Source organism: Streptomyces sp. NPDC034111 (assembly GCF_055575375.1).
In genome coordinates, this window is sequence record NZ_JBVIST010000004.1 from 432,632 (window position 1) to 458,344 (window position 25,713).

Annotated in this window: 39 protein-coding genes; 1 reads left to right on the forward strand and 38 read right to left on the reverse strand. The window is 66.4% G+C overall.

The genetic code is table 11. The features are described from left to right. Nucleotides 1-23 precede the first annotated feature (23 nt). The gene (locus ACZ55A_RS13975; protein ID WP_468838866.1) at nt 24-887 is read left to right on the forward strand and encodes a hypothetical protein; all 864 of its coding nucleotides are present in this window, start codon (nt 24-26) and stop codon (nt 885-887) included. Between the two features lie 67 nt (nt 888-954). On the opposite strand, the gene truA is transcribed toward ACZ55A_RS13975, so the two are convergent. The 38 genes from truA to fusA all read right to left on the reverse strand — a co-directional run bounded on the left by truA (nt 955) and on the right by fusA (nt 25,708). After that, nucleotides 955-1,818 (reverse strand): tRNA pseudouridine(38-40) synthase TruA, encoded by an 864-nt coding sequence (gene truA, locus ACZ55A_RS13980; RefSeq protein ID WP_468838869.1) that lies wholly within the window; start codon nt 1,816-1,818, stop codon nt 955-957. An 82-nt stretch (nt 1,819-1,900) separates the two neighbouring features. Next, nucleotides 1,901-2,380, reverse strand: a complete 480-nt coding sequence (gene rplQ, locus ACZ55A_RS13985) for a 50S ribosomal protein L17 (protein ID WP_468838871.1) — start codon at nt 2,378-2,380, stop codon at nt 1,901-1,903. Between the two features lie 129 nt (nt 2,381-2,509). Next, nucleotides 2,510-3,532: a DNA-directed RNA polymerase subunit alpha gene (locus ACZ55A_RS13990; RefSeq protein ID WP_003956430.1), complete on the reverse strand. Its 1,023-nt coding sequence runs from the start codon at nt 3,530-3,532 to the stop codon at nt 2,510-2,512. Nucleotides 3,533-3,641: 109 nt separating this feature from the next. Next, nucleotides 3,642-4,268, reverse strand: coding sequence for a 30S ribosomal protein S4 (gene rpsD, locus ACZ55A_RS13995; protein WP_468838876.1), 627 nt, complete (start codon nt 4,266-4,268; stop codon nt 3,642-3,644). A 27-nt stretch (nt 4,269-4,295) separates the two neighbouring features. Continuing rightward, a complete protein-coding gene (rpsK, locus tag ACZ55A_RS14000) occupies nt 4,296-4,700 on the reverse strand; it encodes a 30S ribosomal protein S11 (protein WP_004571845.1) in 405 nt (134 codons plus the stop codon). Between the two features lie 64 nt (nt 4,701-4,764). After that, nucleotides 4,765-5,145: a 30S ribosomal protein S13 gene (gene rpsM, locus ACZ55A_RS14005; RefSeq protein WP_018090888.1), complete on the reverse strand. Its 381-nt coding sequence runs from the start codon at nt 5,143-5,145 to the stop codon at nt 4,765-4,767. Nucleotides 5,146-5,342: 197 nt separating this feature from the next. Then, complete coding sequence (gene rpmJ, locus ACZ55A_RS14010) at nt 5,343-5,456, reverse strand: 50S ribosomal protein L36 (RefSeq protein ID WP_003956441.1); 114 nt, start codon at nt 5,454-5,456, stop codon at nt 5,343-5,345. A gap of 60 nt (nt 5,457-5,516) precedes the next feature. After that, entirely contained in the window at nt 5,517-5,738 is a 222-nt protein-coding gene (infA, locus tag ACZ55A_RS14015; RefSeq protein ID WP_003956442.1) for a translation initiation factor IF-1, read from the reverse strand. A gap of 171 nt (nt 5,739-5,909) precedes the next feature. Further along, a complete protein-coding gene (gene map, locus ACZ55A_RS14020; RefSeq protein WP_468838881.1) occupies nt 5,910-6,746 on the reverse strand; it encodes a type I methionyl aminopeptidase in 837 nt (278 codons plus the stop codon). Between the two features lie 104 nt (nt 6,747-6,850). Further along, the gene (locus ACZ55A_RS14025) at nt 6,851-7,504 is read right to left on the reverse strand and encodes an adenylate kinase (protein ID WP_468838884.1); all 654 of its coding nucleotides are present in this window, start codon (nt 7,502-7,504) and stop codon (nt 6,851-6,853) included. Continuing rightward, a complete protein-coding gene (secY, locus tag ACZ55A_RS14030; RefSeq protein WP_468838887.1) occupies nt 7,504-8,817 on the reverse strand; it encodes a preprotein translocase subunit SecY in 1,314 nt (437 codons plus the stop codon). Before secY ends, ACZ55A_RS14025 begins: the two co-directional genes overlap by 1 nt. A 201-nt stretch (nt 8,818-9,018) precedes the next feature. Then, nucleotides 9,019-9,525: a lasso peptide biosynthesis B2 protein gene (locus tag ACZ55A_RS14035; protein ID WP_468838890.1), complete on the reverse strand. Its 507-nt coding sequence runs from the start codon at nt 9,523-9,525 to the stop codon at nt 9,019-9,021. Next, complete coding sequence (locus ACZ55A_RS14040) at nt 9,522-9,803, reverse strand: PqqD family protein (protein WP_468838893.1); 282 nt, start codon at nt 9,801-9,803, stop codon at nt 9,522-9,524. The genes ACZ55A_RS14035 and ACZ55A_RS14040 overlap by 4 nt, the downstream gene beginning before the upstream one ends. A 1-nt stretch (nt 9,804) precedes the next feature. Beyond that, complete coding sequence (locus tag ACZ55A_RS14045) at nt 9,805-11,529, reverse strand: asparagine synthase-related protein (protein ID WP_468838896.1); 1,725 nt, start codon at nt 11,527-11,529, stop codon at nt 9,805-9,807. A gap of 103 nt (nt 11,530-11,632) precedes the next feature. Beyond that, on the reverse strand, nt 11,633-11,749 hold the full coding sequence (locus ACZ55A_RS14050) for a lasso RiPP family leader peptide-containing protein (RefSeq protein ID WP_468838899.1): 117 nt from the start codon (nt 11,747-11,749) through the stop codon (nt 11,633-11,635). A 356-nt stretch (nt 11,750-12,105) separates the two neighbouring features. Continuing rightward, nucleotides 12,106-12,567, reverse strand: a complete 462-nt coding sequence (rplO, locus tag ACZ55A_RS14055; protein ID WP_468838900.1) for a 50S ribosomal protein L15 — start codon at nt 12,565-12,567, stop codon at nt 12,106-12,108. A 1-nt stretch (nt 12,568) separates the two neighbouring features. Then, a complete protein-coding gene (rpmD, locus tag ACZ55A_RS14060) occupies nt 12,569-12,751 on the reverse strand; it encodes a 50S ribosomal protein L30 (protein ID WP_030062887.1) in 183 nt (60 codons plus the stop codon). Further along, complete coding sequence (rpsE, locus tag ACZ55A_RS14065; protein ID WP_006604888.1) at nt 12,751-13,353, reverse strand: 30S ribosomal protein S5; 603 nt, start codon at nt 13,351-13,353, stop codon at nt 12,751-12,753. The genes rpmD and rpsE overlap by 1 nt, the downstream gene beginning before the upstream one ends. Before the next feature lie 46 nt (nt 13,354-13,399). Continuing rightward, nucleotides 13,400-13,783 (reverse strand): 50S ribosomal protein L18, encoded by a 384-nt coding sequence (rplR, locus tag ACZ55A_RS14070; RefSeq protein WP_468838904.1) that lies wholly within the window; start codon nt 13,781-13,783, stop codon nt 13,400-13,402. Between the two features lie 3 nt (nt 13,784-13,786). Continuing rightward, complete coding sequence (rplF, locus tag ACZ55A_RS14075) at nt 13,787-14,326, reverse strand: 50S ribosomal protein L6 (RefSeq protein ID WP_468838906.1); 540 nt, start codon at nt 14,324-14,326, stop codon at nt 13,787-13,789. Nucleotides 14,327-14,348: 22 nt separating this feature from the next. Beyond that, a complete protein-coding gene (rpsH, locus tag ACZ55A_RS14080) occupies nt 14,349-14,747 on the reverse strand; it encodes a 30S ribosomal protein S8 (protein ID WP_030413019.1) in 399 nt (132 codons plus the stop codon). A gap of 240 nt (nt 14,748-14,987) precedes the next feature. Next, entirely contained in the window at nt 14,988-15,173 is a 186-nt protein-coding gene (locus ACZ55A_RS14085) for a type Z 30S ribosomal protein S14 (protein ID WP_003956452.1), read from the reverse strand. A gap of 5 nt (nt 15,174-15,178) precedes the next feature. Then, nucleotides 15,179-15,739 carry a 50S ribosomal protein L5 gene (rplE, locus tag ACZ55A_RS14090; RefSeq protein WP_016571061.1) on the reverse strand — a complete coding sequence of 187 codons (561 nt, stop codon included), beginning with the start codon at nt 15,737-15,739 and terminating at the stop codon, nt 15,179-15,181. Beyond that, entirely contained in the window at nt 15,739-16,062 is a 324-nt protein-coding gene (rplX, locus tag ACZ55A_RS14095) for a 50S ribosomal protein L24 (protein WP_030413017.1), read from the reverse strand. The genes rplE and rplX overlap by 1 nt, the downstream gene beginning before the upstream one ends. Before the next feature lie 3 nt (nt 16,063-16,065). After that, on the reverse strand, nt 16,066-16,434 hold the full coding sequence (gene rplN, locus ACZ55A_RS14100; protein WP_003998823.1) for a 50S ribosomal protein L14: 369 nt from the start codon (nt 16,432-16,434) through the stop codon (nt 16,066-16,068). Between the two features lie 104 nt (nt 16,435-16,538). After that, nucleotides 16,539-16,820 carry a 30S ribosomal protein S17 gene (gene rpsQ / locus ACZ55A_RS14105; protein ID WP_006604882.1) on the reverse strand — a complete coding sequence of 94 codons (282 nt, stop codon included), beginning with the start codon at nt 16,818-16,820 and terminating at the stop codon, nt 16,539-16,541. Beyond that, a complete protein-coding gene (gene rpmC / locus ACZ55A_RS14110) occupies nt 16,820-17,044 on the reverse strand; it encodes a 50S ribosomal protein L29 (RefSeq protein ID WP_004950453.1) in 225 nt (74 codons plus the stop codon). The genes rpsQ and rpmC overlap by 1 nt, the downstream gene beginning before the upstream one ends. Continuing rightward, complete coding sequence (gene rplP / locus ACZ55A_RS14115) at nt 17,044-17,463, reverse strand: 50S ribosomal protein L16 (protein ID WP_004571829.1); 420 nt, start codon at nt 17,461-17,463, stop codon at nt 17,044-17,046. The genes rpmC and rplP overlap by 1 nt, the downstream gene beginning before the upstream one ends. A 5-nt stretch (nt 17,464-17,468) precedes the next feature. After that, the gene (rpsC, locus tag ACZ55A_RS14120; RefSeq protein ID WP_069567069.1) at nt 17,469-18,296 is read right to left on the reverse strand and encodes a 30S ribosomal protein S3; all 828 of its coding nucleotides are present in this window, start codon (nt 18,294-18,296) and stop codon (nt 17,469-17,471) included. Then, complete coding sequence (gene rplV / locus ACZ55A_RS14125; RefSeq protein ID WP_004571827.1) at nt 18,296-18,643, reverse strand: 50S ribosomal protein L22; 348 nt, start codon at nt 18,641-18,643, stop codon at nt 18,296-18,298. The genes rpsC and rplV overlap by 1 nt, the downstream gene beginning before the upstream one ends. A 44-nt stretch (nt 18,644-18,687) precedes the next feature. Further along, nucleotides 18,688-18,969: a 30S ribosomal protein S19 gene (rpsS, locus tag ACZ55A_RS14130; RefSeq protein WP_016571057.1), complete on the reverse strand. Its 282-nt coding sequence runs from the start codon at nt 18,967-18,969 to the stop codon at nt 18,688-18,690. Between the two features lie 12 nt (nt 18,970-18,981). Continuing rightward, nucleotides 18,982-19,818 carry a 50S ribosomal protein L2 gene (gene rplB, locus ACZ55A_RS14135; RefSeq protein ID WP_030413014.1) on the reverse strand — a complete coding sequence of 279 codons (837 nt, stop codon included), beginning with the start codon at nt 19,816-19,818 and terminating at the stop codon, nt 18,982-18,984. Between the two features lie 39 nt (nt 19,819-19,857). After that, a complete protein-coding gene (rplW, locus tag ACZ55A_RS14140; RefSeq protein ID WP_042155860.1) occupies nt 19,858-20,181 on the reverse strand; it encodes a 50S ribosomal protein L23 in 324 nt (107 codons plus the stop codon). Then, nucleotides 20,181-20,834: a 50S ribosomal protein L4 gene (gene rplD / locus ACZ55A_RS14145; RefSeq protein ID WP_468838916.1), complete on the reverse strand. Its 654-nt coding sequence runs from the start codon at nt 20,832-20,834 to the stop codon at nt 20,181-20,183. The genes rplW and rplD overlap by 1 nt, the downstream gene beginning before the upstream one ends. An 8-nt stretch (nt 20,835-20,842) precedes the next feature. Next, nucleotides 20,843-21,487 carry a 50S ribosomal protein L3 gene (gene rplC, locus ACZ55A_RS14150; RefSeq protein ID WP_030413011.1) on the reverse strand — a complete coding sequence of 215 codons (645 nt, stop codon included), beginning with the start codon at nt 21,485-21,487 and terminating at the stop codon, nt 20,843-20,845. 14 nt (nt 21,488-21,501) lie between these two features. Beyond that, nucleotides 21,502-21,810 carry a 30S ribosomal protein S10 gene (gene rpsJ, locus ACZ55A_RS14155; protein ID WP_003948644.1) on the reverse strand — a complete coding sequence of 103 codons (309 nt, stop codon included), beginning with the start codon at nt 21,808-21,810 and terminating at the stop codon, nt 21,502-21,504. 419 nt (nt 21,811-22,229) lie between these two features. After that, nucleotides 22,230-23,423, reverse strand: coding sequence for an elongation factor Tu (gene tuf / locus ACZ55A_RS14160; protein ID WP_159481495.1), 1,194 nt, complete (start codon nt 23,421-23,423; stop codon nt 22,230-22,232). Between the two features lie 164 nt (nt 23,424-23,587). Next, on the reverse strand, nt 23,588-25,708 hold the full coding sequence (gene fusA / locus ACZ55A_RS14165) for an elongation factor G (protein ID WP_468838922.1): 2,121 nt from the start codon (nt 25,706-25,708) through the stop codon (nt 23,588-23,590). Between the last annotated feature and the right edge of the window lie 5 nt (nt 25,709-25,713).

Below are 25,713 nucleotides of genomic sequence, written 5' to 3' on the forward strand. Positions count from 1 at the left end.
CCAACCTGATTAAGATGCGCGCCATGAGCTTTGGGCAAGGCGGGCCCTTCGACGGCCCCGGGGGATCATCGTCCACTCCGGACTGGGACGCACTCGCCGAGGAGAGCGAGGCGCAGTCCCGCCGCAAACGCTGGATGTGGATCGGCGGCGGCGTGCTGGCGACCCTCGCGGTGGCCGGCATCGTCGCCGCCGCGGTGATGGCCGGTGGCGGCTCCCCCAGCGGCAACCCCACGGCCGCGGCCAGCTCGTCCGGCCAGGCCGCCCCGCCGGACGCCAAGCCGTCCTTCCCCGACGTGTCGGTGCCGCCCCCGCCCAACCCGCAGGACTACATCTCCGACCCCAAGAAGGACACCGCGCCGCTCACCCCCGCCACCCTCTTCCCGCAGAAGAGCATGATCGTCGGCGAGCACAGCTACCCGCGCACCAACACCGCCGCCACCAAGGACTGCACCGCGGGGGCACAGGGCGCACTGGTCTCCTCGCTCTCCCACAACGGGTGCAAGCAGCTGCTGCGCGCCACGTACTCCAAGGGCGGCGTCGCGGTCACCATCGGCGTCGCGGTGTTCAACTCGCCCGCCCAGGCCACCAAGGTCATGAACGAGGCGAAGACCAACCTGATGCCGCTGCCCGGCGGCGGGGTCCCCTCGGACTTCTGCCAGGGCCACAAGTGCCGGATGGCCACCAACGCCACCGGCCGCTACGCCTACTTCACCATCGCCGGCTACCTCAACGGCAAGGACGTCGTCCTGTCCGAGACCAAGGCCCGGCAGATCGCCCGTGACGGCGGCGCCTACGCCTTCAGCCAGATCACCCAGCGCGGCAAGGACCAGGCCGCGAAGGCCGCCGAGAAGCAGCTGGCGGAGGCCCGGAAGAAGGCCGGCCAGTAGTCCTGACGCCTCCGGTGGCGCCGCCCTCCGACGGCGCCACCACCGGCCCTCCCGGTCCGCACCCGGCTCAGCAGCAGCCGGCCCCGGAGGCCGGACCCAGCGTCCGCTTGTTGCGCGCCTCCTTGTTGCGCGCCGCCAGCAGTTCGTCGGCCGGGTAGCCGACCTCCTCCAGCGTCAGCCCGTGCGGCCGTACGACATGCACCGCGGAGTCCCGTACACCGGCCGCCAGCACCTTGCCCGGCCAGTCCGGCGGCCGGTGCCCGTCGCCGACGAACAGCAGCGCGCCGATCAGCGAACGCACCATGTTGTGGCAGAAGGCGTCGGCCCGCACGGTCGCCGTGATGATCCCGTCCGCGCCCCGTTCGAGGCTCAGCTCCTGGAGCGTACGGATGGTCGTGGCGCCCTCCCGCTTCTTGCAGTACGCCGCGAAGTCGTGCTCCCCGAGCAGCGGGCCGGCCGCCTCGTTCATGGCGTCCACGTCGAGCGGCCAGTCGTGCCACAGCACATGGCTGCGCAGCAGCGGGTCGACGCCGCCCGGGTTGTCGGTGACCCGGTACGCATAGCGCCGCCAGACGGCGGAGAAACGGGCGTTGAAGCCGCTGGGCGCCTCCCTGACGGCCCACACCCGTACGTCCTTGGGCATGCGCCCGGCGAGCCGCTTGAGCAGCTTCCCGCTCTGCTCGGCCCAGATCTCCCGGGGCAGGTCCACATGCGCCACCTGCCCCCTCGCATGCACCCCCGCGTCCGTCCGCCCGGCCACGGTCAGCTCGTAGGTCTCCCGCGAGCGGGTGACCGTACGCAGCGCGTCCTCGATCTCCCCCTGCACCGTCCGCTGCCCGCCGGCCTGCTTGGCCCAGCCCGAAAATTCCTTGCCGTCATAGGAAAGGTCCAGCCGCACCCGGACGTAGCCGGGCTCCACCTCGTCACTCACGCCCTCAATCCTCTCAGGCCCCCGGCAACGCGAAGCGGGCCCGCCCCCGAAGGGACGGACCCGCTCACAGCCAGGCAACGCCTCAGGCGTCCTTGCTCTCCTCGGCCGGGGCCTCGGTGGACTCGGCCGCGGCAGCAGCCTCGGCGTCCTTGGCGGCACGCTTGGTGGCCGCCTCGGCCTCACCGGTGGCCTGCTGGGCCACGGTCAGCGCCTCGACCAGCTCGATGACGGCCATGGGCGCGTTGTCGCCACGGCGGTTACCGACCTTGGTGATACGGGTGTAGCCACCCGGGCGGTTCTCGAAGCGCGGGGCGATCTCCGTGAAGAGCGTGTGGACGACGCTCTTGTCCGAGATCAGCTGCATGACCTGACGGCGGTTGTGAAGGTCGCCCTTCTTCGCCTTGGTCACCAGACGCTCCGCGTACGGACGCAGACGACGGGCCTTGGCCTCGGTCGTGGTGATGCGACCGTGCTCGAAGAGAGCGGTGGCCAGGTTGCGCAGCATCAGACGCTCGTGCGCGGCGCTGCCGCCCAGACGGGCACCCTTGGCGGGCTTCGGCATGGTGTTTCTCCTTCTTTGCTGCACCGGCCGTATCAGGTACCGGTGTCAGTTCCCACGAGGCGGCCGCCCCGCGGAAGATTTCACACGGCTGGGGTCCGGGGCGACGCCCCGGACCCCAGCCGGTCAGACTCAGTACTGCTCGGTCTCCACGAACCCGGCGTCCGCGTCGTCGTCCGCGCCGAAGGCGTCGGCGGCGGCGGTCGGGTCGAATCCGGGCGGGCTGTCCTTGAGCGCCAGGCCCATGCCGGCCAGCTTCGCCTTGACCTCGTCGATCGACTTCGCACCGAAGTTGCGGATGTCGAGCAGGTCGGCCTCGGAGCGCGCCACGAGCTCACCCACGGAGTGGATGCCCTCACGCTTGAGGCAGTTGTACGAGCGGACCGTGAGCTCCAGCTCCTCGATCGGCAGCGCGAGGTCGGCGGCGAGCGCGGCGTCCGTCGGGGACGGGCCCATGTCGATGCCCTCGGCGTCGATGTTGAGCTCGCGGGCCAGACCGAACAGCTCGACCAGGGTCTTACCGGCCGACGCCATGGCGTCACGCGGACGCATGGCCTGCTTGGTCTCGACGTCGACGATCAGCTTGTCGAAGTCGGTGCGCTGCTCGACACGGGTCGCCTCGACCTTGTAGGTGACCTTGAGCACCGGCGAGTAGATGGAGTCGACCGGGATACGGCCGATCTCCTGGCCCACCTGCTTGTTCTGGACGGCGGAGACGTAGCCGCGACCGCGCTCGACGGTCAGCTCCATCTCCAGCTTGCCCTTGCCGTTCAGGGTGGCGAGGACCAGGTCGGGGTTGTGCACCTCGACACCGGCCGGCGGGGCGATGTCGGCGGCGGTGACCAGACCCGGGCCCTGCTTGCGCAGGTACATCACGACCGGCTCGTCGTGCTCGGAGGAGACGACCAGCTGCTTGATGTTGAGGATGAGGTCGGTGACGTCCTCCTTGACGCCCGGCACGGTGGTGAACTCGTGCAGGACACCGTCGATCCGGATGCTGGTGACAGCAGCGCCGGGGATCGAGGAGAGGAGCGTACGACGCAGGGAGTTGCCGAGGGTGTAGCCGAAGCCCGGCTCCAGCGGCTCGATCACGAACCGGGAGCGGTATTCGTCGACGACCTCTTCGGTCAACGAGGGACGCTGAGCAATCAGCATGTTTTCGGTCCTTCAGTCGTGGGCGCCCGCTATTTGACGCCCGCTGTACTGACAAGGGTACGGGCGGTACGGCGCCCGAAGGCTCCGTACCGCCCCCACCCGCGAGCTCTTACTTGGAGTAGAGCTCGACGATCAGCTGCTCCTGCACCTGGGTGTCGATCACCTGGCGCTCGGGCATGCTGTGCACGAGGATCCGGAGGTTCGACGGGATCGCTTCCAGCCACGCCGGAACGGTCTTCTCGCCGGCCTCGGCCTGTGCCACCTGGAAGGGGGTCAGGTTCCGAGAGCTCTCGCGGACCTCGATGATGTCGTTCACGGCGACGCGGGCCGACGGAATGTCGGTCTTGCGGCCGTTCACGGTGATGTGTCCGTGACGCACCAGCTGACGGGCGTGGTCGCGGGACTTGGCAAAGCCGGCCCGGTAGACCACGTTGTCGAGGCGGGTCTCAAGGATGCGCAGAAGGTTCTCACCGGTCTTGCCGGTCTTCTGGTTCGCTTCCTTGTAGTAGTTCACGAACTGCTTCTCAAGGACACCGTAGATACGGCTGCACTTCTGCTTCTCACGAAGCTGAAGCAGGTACTCGCTGTCCTTGGTGCGCCCGCGACCGTGCTCACCCGGGGGGTAAGGACGGATCTCGATCGGGCACTTCGCGCTCTCGCACTTGCTCCCCTTGAGGAAGAGCTTCTGCTTCTCCCGACGGCAACGCTTGCAGTCGGCCCCGGTGTAACGCGCCATTGTCTAGTTGTCTCCTACTTCAGGTGGTCAGACGCGGCGACGCTTGGGCGGGCGGCATCCGTTGTGCGGGGTGGGGGTGACGTCCTGGATCGAACCCACCTCGAGGCCGGTGGCCTGGAGGGAGCGGATCGCGGTCTCACGGCCGGAGCCGGGACCCTTGACGAAGACGTCGACCTTGCGCATGCCGTGCTCCTGCGCGCGGCGGGCGGCCGACTCGGCGGCCATCTGCGCGGCGAAGGGGGTGGACTTGCGCGAGCCCTTGAAGCCGACGTGGCCGGCCGAGGCCCAAGAGATCACGTTCCCGGTCGGGTCGGTGATCGAGACGATCGTGTTGTTGAACGTGCTCTTGATGTGAGCGTGCCCGTGGGCGACGTTCTTCTTCTCCTTGCGGCGCACCTTCTTGGCGCCGGCCGTACGGCCCTTCGGAGGCATGAATTTCTCCCGTGGAGGTGGTCGGTCCTACAGCGAAGACCGCTGGTGAGCGTCCTGCTGAGGACTACTTCTTGCCCGGCTTCTTCTTGCCGGCGATCGCGCGACGCGGACCCTTGCGGGTACGGGCGTTCGTGCTGGTGCGCTGACCGTGCACCGGCAGACCGCGGCGGTGACGCAGACCCTGATAGCAGCCGATCTCGACCTTGCGGCGGATGTCGGCCTGGATCTCGCGACGGAGGTCACCCTCGGTCTTGAGGTTGTTGTCCACGTACTCGCGGATCTTGACGAGGTCTTCCTCGGCCAGGTCGCGAACACGGGTGTTCGGGTTCACGCCGGTGGCGGCGAGAGTCTGCTGCGACAGCGTCCGCCCGATACCGAAGACGTAGGTGAGGGCGACCTCCACACGCTTTTCGCGCGGGAGATCAACGCCTGCGAGGCGTGCCATTGATGTGGCTCCTGATGGCTATTCGGAGGTCTTCCGCAGCACCGTTCCCGTAAGACTCTGAAGAATTACGAGCCGGGTCCCCGGCCTCCGAGCCGGGGGTGTCGTCCCCACGCGAGTGATGCGGGGGTCGGGTGACTGCGTATGTACGTATGTGCTTGCGTCGCGCGAACTGCGAAATTGCAGGTGGTCGGCGTGCGTCAGCCCTGGCGCTGCTTGTGGCGCAGGTTGTCGCAGATGACCATGACCCGGCCGTGGCGGCGGATCACCTTGCACTTGTCGCAGATCTTCTTGACGCTCGGCTTGACCTTCATGGGATGTGAGGTTCTCCGGGTCAGTGCCGTCACCCCACGGGAGCGGGGCGCCGACAAGATCTACTTGTAGCGGTAGACGATCCGGCCACGCGTCAGGTCGTACGGGGACAGCTCCACGACGACCCGGTCATCCGGGAGAATACGGATGTAGTGCATCCGCATCTTGCCGCTGATGTGCGCGAGGACCTTGTGACCGTTCTGGAGCTCCACCTTGAACATGGCGTTCGGCAGGGACTCGATCACGGTGCCCTCAATCTCGATGGCACCTTGCTTCTTGGCCACGCTTCGCCCTTCGAATCGGCTACCTTGATCAACTCTCGCTTCAGCCGCTCACCCTTTTACAGGCATACGGATGCACGAGAGCCGACGCGTCAGTCTACGTCAGTGCCTGGGAAAAGACGAATCCTGGATTATTGCCCACCGGCGGAGATCCTTACGCCAAGGGGCCGGGTGTCACGCCAGCGGATCGGGCGCTGCGGTGATCCCCAGCTCGGCCAGCTTGGCCTTGCCGCCGTCCGGCGCGGTCAGCACCAGCGGGCCGTCCTCGGTCAGCGCGACCGAGTGCTCCCAGTGCGAGGACCAGCTGCCGTCGTTCGACTTGACCGTCCAGTCGTCCTCGAGGACGTGGGTCTTGGGCGTGCCGAGATTGACCATCGGCTCGATCGCGATGCAGAAGCCCGGCACCAGCTTGGGACCGCGGCCGCGCTTGCGGTCGACGTAGTTCAGCAGGTGCGGGTCCATGTGCATCTGCGAGCCGATGCCATGGCCGCCGTAGTCCTCGACGATGCCGTACTTACCGCTCGTCGGCCGGGGCTGGCGCCGGATGTAGCCCTCGATCGCCTTGGAGATGTCCACCAGACGGTTGCCCTTGGCGACCGCCGCGATGCCGGCCCACATCGACTCCTCGGTGACCCGGCTGAGCTCGGTCAGCTCCGCGGAGTGACCGGAGCCGACGAAGGCGGTGTACGCGGCGTCGCCGTGCCAGCCGTCGATGATCGCGCCGCAGTCGATGGAGATGATGTCCCCGTTCTGGAGCACCGTGTCGGTGTCGGGGATGCCGTGGACGACGACGTCGTTCACCGACGTGCAGATCGTCGCGGGGAAGCCGCCGTACCCGAGGAAGTTCGACTTCGCACCGTGCTCGGCGAGCACCTTGCGGGCCGCGTCGTCCAGGTCCTTGGTCGTGGCGCCGGGCACCGCGACCTTCCGGGTCGCCGCGTGGATGGCGGCGACCACCAGCCCCGCCTCGCGCATCTTCGCGATCTGCTCGGGGGTCTTGATCTCCACCATGCCGGGCGCCTTCCGCCTTCGTTCTCGTCCTGCGTCTGTCGTGCTTGACCAACAGTACGGCCGCGGTGCCCATGGTGGACACCGCGGCCGTAGGAAGCTGTCGGCTACTCGCCGGGCTGGAGCGCCGCCATGGAGCGCTCGGTGACCTCTTCGACCTTGCCGAGGGCCGGGATCGTCACGACCAGGTCCTGGGCCTTGTAGTAGTCGATGATCGGCTCGGTCTCCGTGTGGTAGACCTCCAGCCGCTTGCGGACGGTCTCCTCGCGGTCGTCGTCACGCTGGTACAGAGCGCCGCCACAGACGTCACAAACGCCCTCGGCCTTCGGCTTGTTGTACTCGGCGTGGAAGACGTGGCTGCTGTCGTTGCGGCAGATCCGCCGGCCGGCGATCCGCTTGACGACCTCGTCCTCGGGGACCTCCAGGTCCAGGACGGCGTCCAGCTTGAGGTTCTTGGCCTTGAGGTACTCGTCCAGCGCCTCGGCCTGGCCGAGGTTCCGCGGGAAGCCGTCCAGGAGGAAACCCTCGGCGGCGTCGGCCTGCTCCATGCGGTCCTCGGCCATGCCGATCGTGACCGAGTCGGGCACCAGGTTGCCGGCGTCCATGTACGACTTCGCCTCGACACCCAGGGGCGTGCCCTGACTGATGTTGGCGCGGAACAGGTCCCCCGTGGAGATGTGCGGGATCGCGAGGTTCTTGGCAAGGTACGCAGCCTGCGTACCCTTGCCGGCCCCCGGGGGTCCGACGAGGACGATTCGCATCAGCGGAGGAACCCTTCGTAGTTGCGCTGCTGAAGCTGGCTCTCGATCTGCTTCACGGTCTCCAGGCCCACACCCACGATGATGAGGATGCTCGTCCCGCCGAACGGGAAGTTCTGGTTCGCGTTGAAAAGCACCAACGCCACTGTTGGTACGAGCGCGATCAGCCCCAGGTACAGCGAGCCCGGCCACGTGATCCGGTTGAGCACGTAGCTGAGGTACTCGGCCGTCGGGCGACCAGCCCGGATACCCGGGATGAAGCCACCATACTTCTTCATGTTGTCGGCAACTTCTTCGGGGTTGAAGCTGATGGCGACGTAGAAGAACGCGAAGAAGACGATCAGCAGGAAGTACGTAACGATGTAAACCGGGTGATTCCCCTTGGTGAAGTTGGTGGCGATCCACGTCGCCCATGCCGCCTTCGACCCGCTGAACTGTGCAATGAGGGCTGGAATGTAGAGCAGCGACGACGCGAAGATGACGGGAATCACACCCGCCTGGTTCACCTTGAGCGGGATGTAGGTGGACGTACCGCCATAGGACCGGCGCCCGATCATCCGCTTCGCGTACTGCACCGGGATGCGCCGCTGGGCCTGCTCGACGAAGACCACCAGGCCGACCATCGCCAGACCCACCAGGATCACCGAGAAGAACTCGATCCAGCCGTCGGCGAGCTTGCCGGTGAGCTTGATCTGCCACAGGGCGCCCGGGAAGCCGGCCGCGATCGAGATGAACATCAGGATCGACATGCCGTTGCCGATACCGCGGTCGGTGATCAGCTCACCGAGCCACATGATCAGGCAGGTGCCGGCGGTCATCGTGATGACCATGGTGATGGTGGTGAAGATCGAGTCGCTGGGGATGATCTCGCTGGCGACCGGGCAGCCCTGGAAGAGCGCGCCGTTGCGGGCCACTGCGATCAGGCCGGTGCCCTGCATCACGGCGAGCGCGATGGTCAGGTAGCGGGTGTACTGCGTGATCTTGGCCTGTCCCGACTGCCCCTCCTTCTTGAGGGCCTCCAGCCGGGGGATCACCACGGTCAGCAACTGGAGAATGATGCTTGCCGTGATGTACGGCATGATGCCCATCGCGAAGATGGTGACCTGCAGCAGCGCGCCGCCGCTGAACATGTTCACCAGCCCGAAGAGACCGGTGTTGGAACCGGCCTGCTTCATGCACAGCTGAACGTTCGAGTAGTTCACGCCAGGCATGGGTACGTGGGTGCCGAGCCGGTAGATCAGCACGATGCCCAACGTGAACAGCAGCTTCTTGCGCAGGTCGGGCGTCTTGAACGCCTGGGCGAACGCGGTGAACACGGAGCCTCCTGCACCTCACACGTCCCGTGTGGGCAAACGACGGTGTCGATCTCAGTGACAGAGCTGGGTGAAGTTATCCCGGGATTCCCCGAGATAACAGATGACAGCTTGGGCTACCCTACCGGGTCGCGCCTGGGGAACGGTGAGATCACCCGGCAAGATCGGGGCGCATCGCGCGATGCGCCCCGATACAGGAGACGTTCAGCTCCGCTCCGCCAGGGCGGCGCAGCCGACCCGTTGGAGCGGCAGGAACCCCATCGGTGTCTCGGGATAGTCGTTGAGCACCTCCCCGTGCAGCTCCGTCCAGGCGTGGAACCGGTAGCGGGGGTCCCGGTGGACCTTCGCCACGGCAACCACGACCTCGGCAGGCAGCCCCAGCGCCGACAGGTACACCCCCAGCGCGAAGGAACGCGCCAGACACAGGCCCCGCGGGTCCAACGCCCGCAGCGCCAGGTTGCTGTAGAAGATCTCCCGCCGGGCGAACCGGACCGCGGCCTCCCGCGGCAGCCGTGCGAACGCCCCGTCGGCCGGGGCGAGATCGCGCAGGAACTCATGCGCCACGCCCCAGCCCTGAGCCTTCATCAGCCGGGCGCCGCGCGCGGTCTCCCGCATCGCACGGGCCCTCAACAGCGGTTTCACCGGCGGCGGATGCGGAAGCCCGGAGACGTCGGAGAGGAAGTACTCCCAGCGGGCCCAGGCCGCGGTCACGCCGGCCGCACCCCCGCACCGTCGGCGAGCAGGCCTTGCGTACGGAGGTCCGCCAGCAGTTCCTCGACGTCCTCGCGGAGGGTGTCCGCGGGTGCGTCCACCCTTTCCTGCACATGGCCGACGACCTCGTCCAGGCTGTCCAGCTCCAGTGCGGCCCGCAGCATCAGCACGGCCACCGCGTTGAGGCTGTAGTACACGCCTTTCTTGGTATCCAGGATCACCCCGGCCCCGTCGGTCTCATTCAGTACGACGGTGGGCAGCAGCTCGACGAGCGCCATGTCACCCGACTCCCTTTCCGTTCTCTTCCCTGCTTCGCAGAAACAGTTCCGTCATCGCGGAACACACCAGGGTGGACGCATTGGCCCGCACCTTTACCGGGTCGGCCAGGACCTCACTCAGCCGCGACGGCTCGACGATTCCCATACGGGAAAGCACGCTCTGCGGCCCGCCGAGCAGCTTTTCCAGGACATCCGTGTGCTCCAGGCAGTACCGCTGATCCGGCGCCTGGAGCCACACCGGGCCGGGACGCCGCCACACGGAATCCGGGACGCGGCCGATCAGCATCTGCCGGAGTACCGGCTTCCAGATGAGCCGGCCGGCGTACGGAATCAATTTGTACGACGTCGGCATACGCTTCGACAGCGCCCGAAGATTCCGGCTGCCCAGGGGATTTCCGATATGGATACCGCGCGGGCGCCAGACCACGAGATCGGAGGCGTGCTCCTGCGCTCCGAATTCATGATTCAGCGCATCGTCCCGGACCCCCGGCATACGGGCCAGGAATTCGGCGGGCCGCGCATTGTCCCCGACCGGTTCCGAGTCCGACAGCAGCGACCGCCCCGGCCGCACACTCCGCAGGACGGTCGCGAGGTCCCAACGGGAACTCATGATCCCGCGGAGCATGCTCACCTTGTCCGGCCAGCGGATGTCGTCGGTGAGCACTCCGTGTACGCCGTAGTGCTCGGCCCCGAAGATCACATTCCCCTCGCGGCCCCACAGGACGTGAGAGACCCCGTCCTGACGGATCCGCTCCGCGGTCTGCTCCATCCAGCGGTGCCAGGAGTGGTTGTAGGGGTGCGGGAAACGCCAGTCCTCGTTCAGATAGCCGTCGCCGGTATCGGCGTGCACCCGTACCAGCGGGACGTCGAGATGCCGGCAGGTCGCCGCGGCGTAGCCGGACTCGTCGGCGACCGGGTCGTCGGCCTGTACGTGGTAGGCCACCACATCGGCCCCGGCGTCCGCCAGCGCCGTGATCACCGCGACCGAGTCGAGGCCGCCGGACAGCAGCACACCGGTCTTCTCCCCGTGCCGCGCATACGGCCGCATGGCCTCGACGAGGTGGTCGTAGCCGACCTCGGCGTACTCCCGCAGACCGGCCCGGCGCGGCATCCCCGTCGGCAGCACCCGGTCGTACCGGACGCAGGACTCGCCGCCCGAGGCCTTCAGGACCGTCACATGGCCGGGCCGTACGAGGCCGATGTCGCCGTAGACGAAGACATCGTCGCCCCGGCAGCTGCGCCAGATCGCCTCCCGGTCCAGCCCGTCCACGTCCTGTTCCGAGACCATGGACGGGTCAGTGGACCAGTGCACGACCCGCCCCTGCCGGCGGTAGAAGAGGGTGTCGCGGCTGTTGATGCTCTTGAAGAGGTGGACCCCGTCCTCGGTCACCACACAGCCGGCCACATCGCCCTCAAGGCAGGCCAGTCGCTGGTAGTCCCCCCGTGCACAGGCGTCGACGAGCAGCCGGCACAACCGTTCGTTCACCGGCTCCATGACGACGCCGGTGAGCTGGAGAATGCCCTTTCCGGGCACCACGTAAGGGAGTTGTACGGCCGACTCGGCGGGGCCGTGCGGCCGGCACCACTGCCATACGTAACCCCGCTCCGGCGGCGTAAAGGCGTCGGTGATTGCGGAATGATGTGTTTCGATACGGTCGATTTCCGCCGGGAGCCCGACCCGCCCGGCGGCCCCCATGAAATCGCTGACCAGTGCTGCGTGCCGCACGATCCCCCCGTCGTGAGTACCTTGTGCCTCTCACATCCGGCGCGAATGAACCGGGCTTGCCGACCAGAGCACCGGCAAGCCCGTTTTCATTCCGCCGTTTTCCTCAGAAGTGGAGGAAAGCGCCACCGAAGTCCGGCAGGTTACCCACACCGAAACCGGTGAGCTCCTCCACCTTGCCGAGACGGGTCAGCTGCGGCTTGACGTAACGAACCTTCTTCATTTCGAACTCCCCGTGGAAGTGGAATATGACCTGAATACCTTCTCCCCGGCGCATTACCGCGGTCAACGTCGGTCGATCAGTCTCAGTCAGCGGAATGGTTCATTGCGTTTGTGGCACGGATCACGACATTCGCAGCACGCCGCGGGAACTCGCCCGGCATCACGCCACACGCATCTCGGCGGTCCCCCGGGCATCAGAAGGCCACCCCCGGCACAAGCTTGGCTTGATTCGACCGGCCGTTCGATTGAATGTCGAACCACAGTGGCGGCCCGGCGAAGCGCGCGGAGCGCCCCCGGACAACGCAAAGGGCCGGCCCTCCGAAGAGGACCGGCCCTGATGCCGTGCAGTCAGCGAGCTCAGGCGTTGAGGAGCTCGGTGACGGTGCCGCCGGCAGCGGCAATCTTCTCCTTGGCGGAGCCGGAGACGGCGTCAACCGTCACCTGAAGCGCCACGGAGACCTCGCCGGTGCCGAGCACCTTGACGAGCTCGTTCTTGCGCACCGCACCCTTGGCGACCAGGTCGGCCACCGTGACCTCGCCACCCTGCGGGTAGAGCGCGGCCAGCTTGTCCAGGTTCACGACCTGGAACTGCTTGTGGGCGGGGTTCTTGAAGCCCTTCAGCTTCGGGAGGCGCATGTGGAGGGGCATCTGCCCACCCTCGAAGCGCTCCGGAACCTGGTAACGGGCCTTCGTGCCCTTGGTACCACGACCAGCGGTCTTACCCTTGGACGCCTCACCACGACCGACACGGGTCTTGGCGGTCTTGGCACCCGGGGCAGGACGGAGGTTGTGGACCTTCAGCGGGTTCTGCTCCGCCATGTCAGTCGACCTCCTCAACCGTCACGAGGTGGCGGACGGTGTGCACCATGCCGCGGAACTCGGGGCGGTCCTCCTTGACAACCACGTCGTGGAGCCGCTTGAGGCCCAGCGAACGAAGGGTGTCGCGGTGGTTCTGCTTGCTACCGATGTAGGACTTGGTCTGCGTGATCTTGAGGTGCGCCATTATGCGGTCACCCCAGCACGCGCCCGCAGCAGAGCGGCGGGAGCCACGTCCTCCAGCGGCAGGCCACGACGGGCCGCGATCTCCTCGGGGCGCTGAAGGCCCTGAAGCGCGGTCACCGTGGCGTGCACGATGTTGATCGGGTTCGACGAACCGAGCGACTTGCTCAGCACGTCGTGGATGCCCGCGCACTCCAGAACGGCGCGCACCGGGCCACCGGCGATCACACCGGTACCGGGGGAAGCCGGCTTGAGCAGGACGACGCCCGCAGCCTTCTCGCCCTGGATGGGGTGCGGGATGGTGCCCTGGATACGGGGGACCTTGAAGAAGTTCTTCTTGGCCTCTTCCACGCCCTTGGCGATGGCAGCCGGAACTTCCTTGGCCTTGCCGTAACCGACACCTACGGTGCCGTCACCGTCGCCCACCACGACCAGCGCGGTGAAGCTGAAACGACGACCACCCTTGACAACCTTGGCGACGCGGTTGATCGCGACAACGCGCTCAACGTACGCGGTCTTCTCGGCGGCAGCGCCACCGTCGCGACCCTTCCGGTCCCGCCGCTCGCCGCCACCGGCACCGCTTCCGCGGCGCTGGGGTCCAGCCATTGGATTTACCTCTCTCTGTTACGTCCGCTAGCTCCGGAACCGGGGCTCAGAACTTCAGCCCGGCTTCGCGGGCGGCGTCGGCCAGAGCGGCAATCCGCCCGGCGTACTGCTTGCCACCACGGTCGAACACGACAGCCTCGACACCGGCGGCCTTGGCACGCTCGGCAACCAGGGAGCCGACCTTCTTGGCCTGAGCGCTCTTGTCGCCCTCGCCACCACGGATCGACGCGTCCAGGGTCGACGCCGAGGCCACAGTGCGGCCCGCGATGTCGTCGATGACCTGTGCCGTGATGCCGCGGTTGGACCGCGTCACGACCAGACGCGGACGCTCCGGGGTACCCGAAATCCGCTTACGGATGCGGATGTGGCGACGCTTGGCAGCGGCGCGCTTGTACGCGTCGCCCTTAGCGATCTTCACACCGTATGCCATGGCTTACTTACCAGCCTTTCCGACCTTGCGGCGGATGACCTCGCCGGCGTACTTGACGCCCTTGGCCTTGTACGGGTCAGGCTTGCGCAGCTTGCGGATGTTCGCCGCCACCTCGCCGACCTTCTGCTTGTCGATGCCCTCGACGCTGAGCTTGGTCGGGGACTCGACCTTGAAGGAGATCCCTTCGGGGGCCTCGATCAGGATCGGGTGGCTGTAGCCCAGGGAGAACTCCAGGTTGGAGCCCTTCGCCTGGACGCGGTAACCGACACCGCTGATCTCGAGCGCCTTGCTGTAGCCCTGGGTCACGCCGGTGATCATGTTCGCCACCAGCGTGCGGGACAGGCCGTGCAGGGCCTTGTTCTGACGCTCGTCGTTCGGGCGGATGACGTTGATGACGCCGTCCTCACCCTTGGCGACCTCGATGGGGGCAGCAACGGTGTGCGACAGGGAACCCTTGGGACCCTTCACGTTGACCGTGCGGCCCTCGATGGTGACGTCCACACCAGCGGGAACCTGGATGGGCAGCTTGCCAATGCGCGACATTAGCTATTCCTCCGTTCCCGGGTTACCAGACGTAGGCGAGGACTTCCCCACCCACGCCCTTCTTCTGCGCCTGCTGGCCGGTGAGCAGACCGTGGGACGTGGAGATGATCGCCACGCCCAGGCCGCCGAGCACCTTCGGCAGGTTGGTGGACTTTGCGTAGACCCGCAGGCCCGGCTTCGAGATCCGCTTGATGCCGGCGATCGAGCGCTCGCGGTTCGGGCCGAACTTCAGCTCGAGGACGAGGTTCTTGCCAACCTCGGCGTCCTCGACACGCCAGCCGGTGATGTAACCCTCCTGCTGGAGGATCTCCGCGATGTGCGACTTGATCTTGCTGTGCGGCATCACGACGGTGTCGTGGTACGCCGAGTTCGCGTTCCGCAGACGGGTCAGCATGTCTGCGATGGGGTCAGTCATGGTCATGAATTGGCCTTCGGCCTCTCTCGCCGGGGTTTCCTATGTGCGCCATCCCTCTCCCCGAGCAGAGTCGGGACGGGTGCGGCGCGGGGACCTACGGCGTAGTAAGCGACGTTATGCGGGCTCGGCCCGCGGTCGGTCTCGGGCGGCGGGACACCCAAACCCTTCTACCCTACGGGACAAAGGGCGGGGGTGCCCGCCGGCCGATTGCTTACCGAGAGCCTCCGGTAATCCCCAACTGGGGGATTACCAGGAGCTCTTGGTCACGCCCGGCAGCTCGCCACGGTGAGCCATCTCACGAAGGCACACGCGGCACAGGCCGAACTTGCGGTAAACGGAGTGCGGACGGCCGCAGCGCTGGCAGCGGGTGTACGCGCGCACACCGAACTTGGGCTTGCGGGCGGCCTTGGCAATCAGAGCCTTCTTCGCCATCTCGCTCACGCCTCCTTGAACGGGAAGCCGAGGTGACGAAGGAGAGCGCGGCCCTCATCGTCGTTGGTCGCCGTGGTGACCACGGTGATGTCCATACCCCGGGTACGGTCGATCTTGTCCTGGTCGATCTCGTGGAACATGACCTGCTCGGTGAGACCGAAGGTGTAGTTGCCCCGACCGTCGAACTGCTTCGGGGACAGACCACGGAAGTCGCGGATGCGCGGCAGCGCGAGCGACAGCAGGCGGTCCAGGAACTCCCACATGCGGTCACCGCGGAGGGTGACGTGGGCACCGATCGGCTGGCCCTCACGCAGCTTGAACTGCGCGATGGACTTACGGGCCTTGGTGACGGCCGGCTTCTGGCCGGTGATCGTGGTGAGGTCGCGGATGGCGCCCTCGATCAGCTTGGAGTCGCGGGCGGCGTCGCCCACACCCATGTTGACCACGATCTTGGTCAGACCGGGGATCTGCATGACGTTCTCGTAGGAGAACTCGTCCTTCAGCTTCCCGGCGATCTCTTCGCGGTAGCGCGTCTTGAGACGCGGCGCGTTGGTGGTGGCAGTCATCAGATGTCCTCACCGGTCCGCTTGGCAACGCGGATCTTGTTGCCCTCGTCGTCGAAGCGGTATCCGACGCGGGTGACAACCTTCTGGCCGTCCTTCTCCACAACCAGCTGAACGTTGCTGACGTGGATGGGGGCCTCGGTCGTCACGATGCCGCCGGTCTTCGACCCACGAGCGGTCTGTCCGGCCTTGGTGTGCTTCTTGACCCGGTTGACACCCTCGACCAGGACGCGGTCCTCGCGGGGGAAGGCCTGGATGACCTTGCCCTGCTTGCCCTTGTCCTTACCGGTGATGACCTGGACCAGGTCGCCCTTCTTGATCTTCATCGGTTACAGCACCTCCGGCGCGAGCGAGATGATCTTCATGAACTTCTTCTCGCGCAGCTCCCGGCCCACGGGGCCGAAGATGCGGGTGCCGCGGGGGTCGCCATCGTTCTTGAGGATGACGGCCGCGTTCTCGTCGAAGCGGATGTACGAGCCGTCCGGACGGCGGCGCTCCTTGACGGTGCGAACGATGACCGCCTTGACGACGTCACCCTTCTTCACGTTGCCACCGGGGATCGCGTCCTTGACGGTGGCAACGATGACGTCACCGATGCCCGCGTAGCGGCGACCGGAACCACCGAGAACACGGATGCAAAGGATCTCCTTCGCACCAGTGTTGTCGGCGACCCGCAGTCGCGACTCCTGCTGGATCACGTCTATCTCCTGAATGTCTGCCGGTTCCCGGCGAGAAGCGCGAGTGCTTCGCGCTTCTCGCCGAGCCTGGCGGAACTGTTCCTAGGGGGTCCCCCTAGGAGGGATTACTTGGCCTTCTCGAGGATCTCGACGATGCGCCAGCGCTTGGTGGCGGACAGCGGCCGGGTCTCCATCAGGAGGACGCGGTCGCCGACACCGGCAGCGTTCTGCTCGTCGTGCGCCTTGAGCTTGTTGGTACGGCGGATGACCTTGCCGTACAGCGCGTGCTTGACGCGGTCCTCGACAGCGACGACGACGGTCTTGTCCATCTTGTCGCTGACGACGAGACCCTCACGGGTCTTGCGGAAACCGCGCTCGTTCGTCTCAGTCACATTCTTCTCGCTCATCAGGCGCTCTCCACCGTCTCGATGCCCAGCTCACGCTCACGCATCAGGGTGTAGATCCGGGCGATGTCCTTGCGGACGGCCTTCAGCCGGCCGTGGTTCTCGAGCTGTCCGGTCGCCGCCTGGAAGCGGAGGTTGAACAGCTCCTCCTTGGCCTCACGCAGCTTGGCAACGAGGTCCTCGTTGTTCAGCTCGCGCAGCTCGGTCGCCTTGGTACCGGCCGCCATCACGACTCACCTGCCTCGCGCCGCACGATGCGGCACTTCATCGGAAGCTTGTGGGCGGCGCGGGTCAGCGCCTCCTTGGCAACCTTTTCGTTCGGGAAGGACAGCTCGAACATCACCCGACCGGGCTTGACGTTCGCGACCCACCACTCCGGAGAACCCTTACCGGAACCCATGCGGGTCTCGGCCGGCTTCTTCGTCAGCGGACGGTCGGGGTAGATGTTGATCCACACCTTGCCGCCACGCTTGATGTGACGGGTCATGGCAATACGAGCGGACTCGATCTGCCGGTTCGTCACGTAGGCCGGGGTGACGGCCTGGATTCCGTACTCACCGAAGGCCAGCTCGGTGCCACCCTTGGCCATGCCGTTGCGCTTCGGGTGGTGCTGCTTGCGGTGCTTGACCCTGCGAGGGATCAGCATGTCGGTCAGGCCTCCGTTCCGGGGGTCTCCGCCGGAGCAGCGGCAGCGGCCTCGGCCTTGGGGGCCTCGGCAGCGGCGCTCTGCTGCTGCGGCTTGCGGCCACCGCGGCCGCCACGCTCGCCACCGCGGCGCGGGCGGTCGTTGCCGCCACCACGCGCCGGGCGGTTACCCGCACGGGCGGCAGCGTTCTCGGCGCGCACCTCGGCGATGTTCTTGACGTCGCCCTTGTAGATCCAGACCTTCACACCGATGCGGCCGAAGGTGGTCTTGGCCTCGAAGAAGCCGTAGTCGACGTTCGCACGGAGCGTGTGCAGGGGCACACGGCCCTCGCGGTAGAACTCCGAGCGGGACATCTCAGCGCCGCCGAGACGGCCACCGCACTGGATCTTGATGCCCTTGGCGCCGGCCTTCATCGTCGACTGCATGCTCTTACGCATGGCGCGACGGAAGGAGACGCGGGACGAGAGCTGCTCGGCGACGGCCTGGGCCACGAGCTGAGCATCGGTCTCGGGGTTCTTGACCTCGAGGATGTTCAGCTGGACCTGCTTGCCGGTCAGCTTCTCCAGCTCGCCGCGGATGCGGTCGGCCTCGGCGCCGCGGCGGCCGATGACGATGCCCGGACGAGCGGTGTGGATGTCAACGCGGACGCGCTCACGGGTGCGCTCGATCTCCACCTTGGAGATACCGGCGCGCTCCATGCCCTTCGTCATCATGCGACGAATGGCGACGTCTTCCTTGACGTAGTCCTTGTACAGCTTGTCGGCGTACCAGCGGGACTTGAAGTCCGTCGTCACGCCGAGCCGGAACCCGTGCGGGTTTACCTTCTGGCCCATTACCGGGTTCCTTCCTTGCTGCTGACGACCACGGTGATGTGGCTGGTCCGCTTGCGGATCCGGTAGGCACGGCCCTGGGCACGCGGACGGAACCGCTTCAGGGTCGGGCCCTCGTCGACGTAGGCCTCGCTGATGACCAGCGAGGAGGCGTCAGTGTGGTCGTAGTTGTGCGCGGCGTTGGCAATGGCGCTGTCAAGCACCTTGCCCACGGGCACGCTCGCGGCCTGCGGGGCGAAACGCAGGACCGCCTGAGCCTCCGTGGCATCCATGCCACGGATAAGGTCCACCACGCGGCGGGCCTTCATGGGCGTGACGCGGATGTACCGCGCCTGGGCCCTGGCTTCCATGGTTGTCCCTTCGGTGTCAGTCATAGTCTTCGCACTCCGGTCGATCAGCGACGACGCGACTTGCGGTCGTCCTTCTCGTGGCCGCGGAAGGTGCGGGTCGGCGCAAACTCGCCGAGCTTGTGGCCGACCATCGACTCGGTGACGAACACCGGGACGTGCTTGCGGCCGTCGTGCACCGCGATCGTGTGGCCGAGCATGGCCGGGACGATCATGGAGCGGCGGGACCAGGTCTTGATGACGTTCTTGGTGCCTGCATCGTTCTGTACGTCCACCTTCTTGGCGAGGTGGTCGTCGACGAAGGGCCCCTTCTTGAGACTGCGCGGCATCTAAACCCGCTCCTAGCGCTTCTTGTTCGTCTTGCGGCGGCGGACGATGTACTTGTTGCTGGCCTTCTTCGGCGAGCGAGTACGACCCTCCTTCTGGCCCCAGGGCGAGACCGGGTGGCGACCACCGGAGGTCTTGCCCTCACCACCACCGTGCGGGTGGTCGACCGGGTTCATCACGACACCACGCACGGTCGGGCGGACGCCCTTCCAGCGCATACGGCCGGCCTTGCCCCAGTTGATGTTCGACTGCTCGGCGTTGCCGACCTCGCCGACGGTGGCGCGGCAGCGCACGTCGACCAGGCGGATCTCACCGGACGGCATACGAAGGTGGGCCATCGCGCCCTCCTTCGCCAGCAGCTGCACGGAGGCACCGGCCGAGCGGGCGAACTTCGCACCGCCGCCCGGACGCAGCTCGATCGCGTGGATCGTCGTACCCACGGGGATGTGACGCAGCGGCAGGTTGTTGCCCGGCTTGATGTCGGCGCCAGGGCCGTTCTCAATCCGAGCACCCTGGACCAGGCCACGGGGCGCGATGATGTAGCGCTTCTCGCCGTCTGCGTAGTGCAGCAGCGCGATGCGCGCGGTGCGGTTCGGGTCGTACTCGATGTGCGCGACCTTGGCCGGCACGCCGTCCTTGTCGTGACGACGGAAGTCGATCACGCGGTAGGCGCGCTTGTGGCCACCGCCCTGGTGGCGAACGGTCACACGACCGGCGTTGTTACGGCCGCCCTTGCTGTGCAGCGGGCGGACCAGCGACTTCTCCGGCGTGGACCGCGTGATCTCGACAAAGTCGGCGACGCTGGAGCCACGACGGCCCGGGGTCGTCGGCTTGTACTTGCGGATACCCATTTCTCAGTCCTCGTCCGATTCCGGACGACTCGGACTCCGTTAGGAGACCGGGCCGCCGAAGATGTCGATACGGTCGCCCTCGGCGAGGGTCACGATGGCGCGCTTGGTGTTCGCACGCTTGCCGTAACCGGTGCGGGTGCGCTTGCGCTTGCCCTGCCGGTTGATCGTGTTGACCCCGGTGACCTTGACCGAGAAGACCGCCTCGACGGCCTGCTTGATCTGGGTCTTGTTCGCGCCGGGCGCGACGATGAACGTGTACTTGTTCTCGTCCAGCAGCGCGTAGCTCTTCTCGGAAACCACCGGCTTGACGAGAACGTCGCGGGGGTCCGTGAAGGTCTTGCTGGTGACGACGGCCTCAGTCATCAGGCGTCGCTCCCTTCGGTCTCAGCGTTGGCCTTGGGGCCAGACACGAAGGACTCGAAGGCGGCCTTGGTGAAGACCACGTCGTCGGAGACGAGCACGTCGTACGTGTTCAGCTGGCCCGGCTCCAGGATGTGCACCTGGGGCAGGTTGCGGGCGGACAGCCACGCGGCCTCGTCGCTGCGCTCGGCGACCAGGAGCACGTTCTTGCGCTCGCTGACCTTGCCGAGAAGAGCCTTGGCGGCCTTGGTGGAGATGTCGCCCTCGACCACGCCGGAAACGACGTGGATGCGGCTGTTGCGGGCCCGGTCGGTGAGGGCACCGCGCAGGGCGGCGGCCTTCATCTTCTTCGGGGTCCGCTGGCTGTAGTCACGCGGCACGGGGCCGTGGACGATGCCACCGCCGGCGAACTGCGGCGCACGGGTCGAACCCTGACGCGCCCGGCCGGTGCCCTTCTGGCGGTAAGGCTTCCTGCCACCGCCGCGGACCTCGCCGCGAGTCTTGGTCTTGTGCGTGCCCTGACGGGCCGCGGCCAGCTGTGCGACAACGACCTGGTGGATCAGCGGAACGCTGACCTTGGCGTCGAAGATCTCCGCGGGGAGCTCGACGGACCCGGCCTTGTCGCCTGCCGGCGAAAGGATGTCAATGGTGCTCATCGGTTACCTCAGGCCCCCTTGGCCGCGGTACGGACCAGGACGAGGCCGCCGTTCGGACCAGGAACTGCGCCCTTGATGAGCAGCAGACCCTTCTCCGCGTCAACGGCGTGGACGGTCAGGTTCTGGGTGGTGACCCGCTCATTGCCCATACGGCCGGCCATCCGCATGCCCTTGAACACGCGGCCCGGGGTGGCGCAGCCACCGATGGAGCCCGGCTTGCGGTGCACGCGGTGGGCACCGTGCGAGGCCTTGCCGCCGCCGAAGCCGTGACGCTTCATGACACCGGCGAAGCCCTTGCCCTTGCTCTTGCCGGTCACGTCCACCTTGACGCCCGACTCGAAGGTCTCGGCGGTCAGCTCCTGGCCGAGGGTGTACTCACCGGCATCGGGAGTACGGACCTCGACGAGGTGCCGGCGGGGGGTGACGTCGGCCTTCGCGAAGTGGCCCTTGAGGGGCTTGTTCACCTTGCGCGGGTCGATCTCGCCGAAGGCGATCTGGACGGAGTCGTAACCGTCCTGGTCATTGGTGCGCACCTGGGTAACGACGCAGGGGCCGGCCTTGACCACAGTGACCGGGACGACACGGTTGTTCTCGTCCCAGACCTGGGTCATGCCGAGCTTCTCGCCCAGGATGCCCTTGATCTGCTTAGCCATCTCTTCCGCGCCTCTCAGAGCTTGATCTCGATGTCAACGCCGGCCGGAAGGTCCAGGCGCATCAGCGAGTCAACGGTCTTGGGCGTCGGGTCGAGAATGTCGATCAGGCGCTTGTGCGTGCGCATCTCGAAGTGCTCGCGCGAGTCCTTGTACTTGTGCGGCGACTTGATGACGCAGTACACGTTCTTTTCAGTGGGCAGCGGCACCGGGCCCGCGACCGACGCACCAGTACGGGTCACCGTCTCGACGATCTTCTTCGCCGAAGAGTCGATGACCTCGTGGTCGTAGGCCTTGAGCCGGATGCGGATCTTCTGTCCCGCCATGGCTACTTCGTAGTCCTGTCTCTCGTAACGCTCTGGGACCCGGTGCGTTCCCGTTCTTCTCCGACCCACGCGGTCGGGCGTGTCGCACCCCTTCTCGTAAATCTCCGCACGAGAGATCCTTCAAGAAGGAGAAGGCAGGGGAAGAACACCCACCGGGCGCCTGGCCGAGGCACCCCGCTGACGCTTCCCGGAAGATTCCCGTACTTCCGCCCCTGAGAAGGGACGACGAATACCTGGGACTCGCTTCCAGTCCTCCCGGCGGGAGGCGCGCAGCATCGGCACTCAACCGAGCAACCTGGACAGTGTGCCACACCCGGGACGCCCAAGGCCAATCGGGCCCCAACTGTCAAGGAGCCCCGCCCACCTGATGGTGGACGGGGCTCCTTGCCGAACTGCTACCGGATCAACCGGATCAACAATTACTTGTTGATCTTGGTGACCTGGCCGGCGCCGACGGTCCGGCCACCCTCACGGATGGCGAACTTCAGGCCCTCCTCCATGGCGACCGGCTGGATCAGCTCGACCGACATCTCGGTGTTGTCGCCCGGCATGACCATCTCGGTGCCCTCGGGGAGGGTCACGACGCCGGTCACGTCCGTGGTACGGAAGTAGAACTGCGGGCGGTAGTTGTTGAAGAACGGGGTGTGGCGGCCACCCTCGTCCTTCGACAGGATGTAGGCCTGGGCCTCGAACGAGGTGTGCGGCGTGACCGAGCCCGGCTTGATGATGACCTGGCCGCGCTCGACGTCCTCGCGCTTGATGCCACGGAGGAGCAGACCGACGTTCTCACCGGCCTGGCCCTCGTCGAGGAGCTTCCGGAACATCTCGATACCGGTGACCGTGGTGGTGGTCTTCTCGGTCTTGATGCCGATGATGTCGACGGTCTCGTTGACCTTGAGGACACCACGCTCGATACGACCGGTGACGACGGTGCCACGACCGGTGATCGTGAAGACGTCCTCGATCGGCATCAGGAACGGCTTGTCGACGTCACGCTCGGGCTGCGGGATCGACTCGTCGACGGCGGCCATGAGCTTGAGGACGGAGTCGCCCCACTCCTTGTCGCCCTCGAGCGCCTTGAGCGCCGAGACCTTGACGACCGGAACGTCGTCGCCGGGGAACTCGTACTCGGAGAGGAGCTCACGGACCTCGAGCTCGACGAGCTCCAGGATCTCCTCGTCGTCCACCATGTCGGCCTTGTTCAGGGCGACAACGATGTACGGAACGCCGACCTGGCGGGCCAGGAGCACGTGCTCCTTGGTCTGCGGCATCGGGCCGTCGGTCGCGGCGACCACGAGGATGGCGCCGTCCATCTGCGCCGCACCCGTGATCATGTTCTTGATGTAGTCCGCGTGACCCGGGCAGTCGACGTGGGCGTAGTGACGGTTCTCCGTCTGGTACTCGACGTGCGCGATGGAGATGGTGATACCGCGCTGGCGCTCCTCAGGAGCCTTGTCGATCTGGTCGAAGGCCGAGGCCTCGTTCAGGTCCGGGTACGCGTCGTGCAGCACCTTGGTAATGGCGGCCGTGAGGGTCGTCTTACCGTGGTCAATGTGACCGATGGTGCCGATGTTGACGTGCGGCTTAGTCCGCTCGAACTTCGCCTTCGCCACTGGGGTCCTCCTGTGGAGTGGTTCTGTACGCCTTACTCATCGGCGCCAGGTGATCTTTGCTGGGGTGCCGGCTGCCGGGGCAATCCTCACGGATTGCGGGGATTGCCCCGTCAGACGGTGTCAAGCCTAAAGCGTGTTGCGGTCCGACTCTTACGAGACCGGACTTACTCGCCCTTGGCCTTCGCGATGATCTCCTCGGCGACGTTCCGCGGAACCTCGGCGTAGGAGTCGAACTGCATCGAGTAGCTTGCGCGACCCGACGTCTTGCTGCGGAGGTCTCCGACGTAGCCGAACATCTCCGAGAGGGGAACCAGGCCCGTGACGAGCTTGGCGCCGCTGCGGTCCTCCATGGACTGGATCTGACCACGGCGGGAGTTGATGTCGCCGATCACATCGCCCATGTAGTCCTCGGGCGTGGTGACCTCGACCTTCATCATCGGCTCGAGCAGGGCCGGGGAGGCCTTGCGGGCGGCCTCCTTGAAGGCCATCGAACCGGCGATCTTGAAGGCCATCTCGGACGAGTCGACCTCGTGGAACGCACCGTCGAGGAGCGTGACCTTGACACCGGTCAGCGGGTAGCCGGCGAGAACACCGAACTCCATGGCCTCCTGGCAGCCCGCGTCCACGGACGGGATGTACTCCCGCGGGATACGGCCACCGGTGACCTTGTTCTCGAACTCGTACCCGTCGCCCTCGAGCGGCTCGAGCGCGATCTGCACCTTCGCGAACTGGCCGGAACCACCAGTCTGCTTCTTGTGCGTGTAGTCGAGGCGCTCCACCGGCTTGCGCAGGGTCTCGCGGTAGGCGACCTGCGGCTTGCCGACGTTGGCCTCGACCCGGAACTCGCGCTTCATACGGTCGACCAGCACGTCGAGGTGCAGCTCGCCCATACCCGCGATGATGGTCTGGCCGGTCTCCTCGTCGGTGTGCACCTGGAACGAGGGGTCCTCTTCGGCGAGACGCTGGATGGCGACACCCAGCTTCTCCTGGTCGCCCTTCGACTTGGGCTCGATGGCGACCTGGATGACCGGGGCCGGGAACTCCATCGACTCCAGGATGACCTGGTTCGAGGCGTCGCAGAGGGTCTCACCGGTGGTGGTCTGCTTCAGACCCATGACGGCGACGATGTCACCGGCACCCACCGAGTCGATCTCCTCACGCTTGTTCGCGTGCATCCGGTAGATCTTGCCGATGCGCTCCTTCTTGCCCTTCACCGAGTTCTGCACCTGCGAGCCGGCCTCAAGGCGGCCCGAGTACACCCGGATGAAGGTGAGCTTGCCCAGGTGGGGGTCGCTCGCAATCTTGAACGCCAGGGCGGACAGCGGCTCGTCCTCGGACGGCTTGCGCTTGACGACCTCCTCCGGGTCGTTGACCGCGTGGCCCTCAATGGCCTCGACGTCCAACGGGGAGGGGAGGTAGCGCACGACCGCGTCGAGCAGCGGCTGAACACCCTTGTTCTTGAACGCGGTACCGCAGAACACCGGCGTGACAGTGGTGGTGTCAGCCTTGCCGGAGGCGATGGTGATCCGGCGGATCGCCGCGTAGAGCTGCTCCTCGGTGGGCTCCTGGCCCTCCAGGTAGAGCTCCATGATCTCTTCGTCGTTCTCGGCAACGACCTCGAGGAGCTTGCCGCGCCATTCGTCGGCGGCCTCGATGTGCGTGTCCGGGATGTCGACGGTGTCGTACATCTCGCCCTTGGCGGCCTCGGCCGACCAGACCAGGGCCTTCATCTTGACGAGGTCGACGACACCCTTGAAGTCCATCTCGGTGCCGATGGGCAGCTGCATCACGATCGGGGTCGCGCCAAGGCGGTCCGTGATCATGTCGACGCAGCGGTGGAACTCGGCGCCCGTACGGTCAAGCTTGTTGACGAAGCAGATACGCGGAACGCCATAGCGGTCCGCCTGACGCCAAACGGTCTCGGACTGGGGCTCGACACCGGCAACGCCGTCGAACACCGTCACCGCACCGTCGAGCACGCGCAGCGAACGCTCCACCTCGACGGTGAAGTCGACGTGGCCCGGCGTGTCGATGATGTTGATGGTGTTGTCGACGTTCTCCAGCGGCCAGTGGCAGGTCGTCGCGGCGGACGTAATCGTGATGCCGCGCTCCTGCTCCTGCTCCATCCAGTCCATCGTGGCAGCGCCGTCGTGGACCTCACCGATCTTGTACGAAACGCCGGTGTAGAACAGGATCCGCTCGGTGGTGGTCGTCTTGCCCGCGTCGATGTGGGCCATGATCCCGATGTTGCGGACCTTGGCCAGGTCAAGCGAAGTGGTAGCCATAGTGG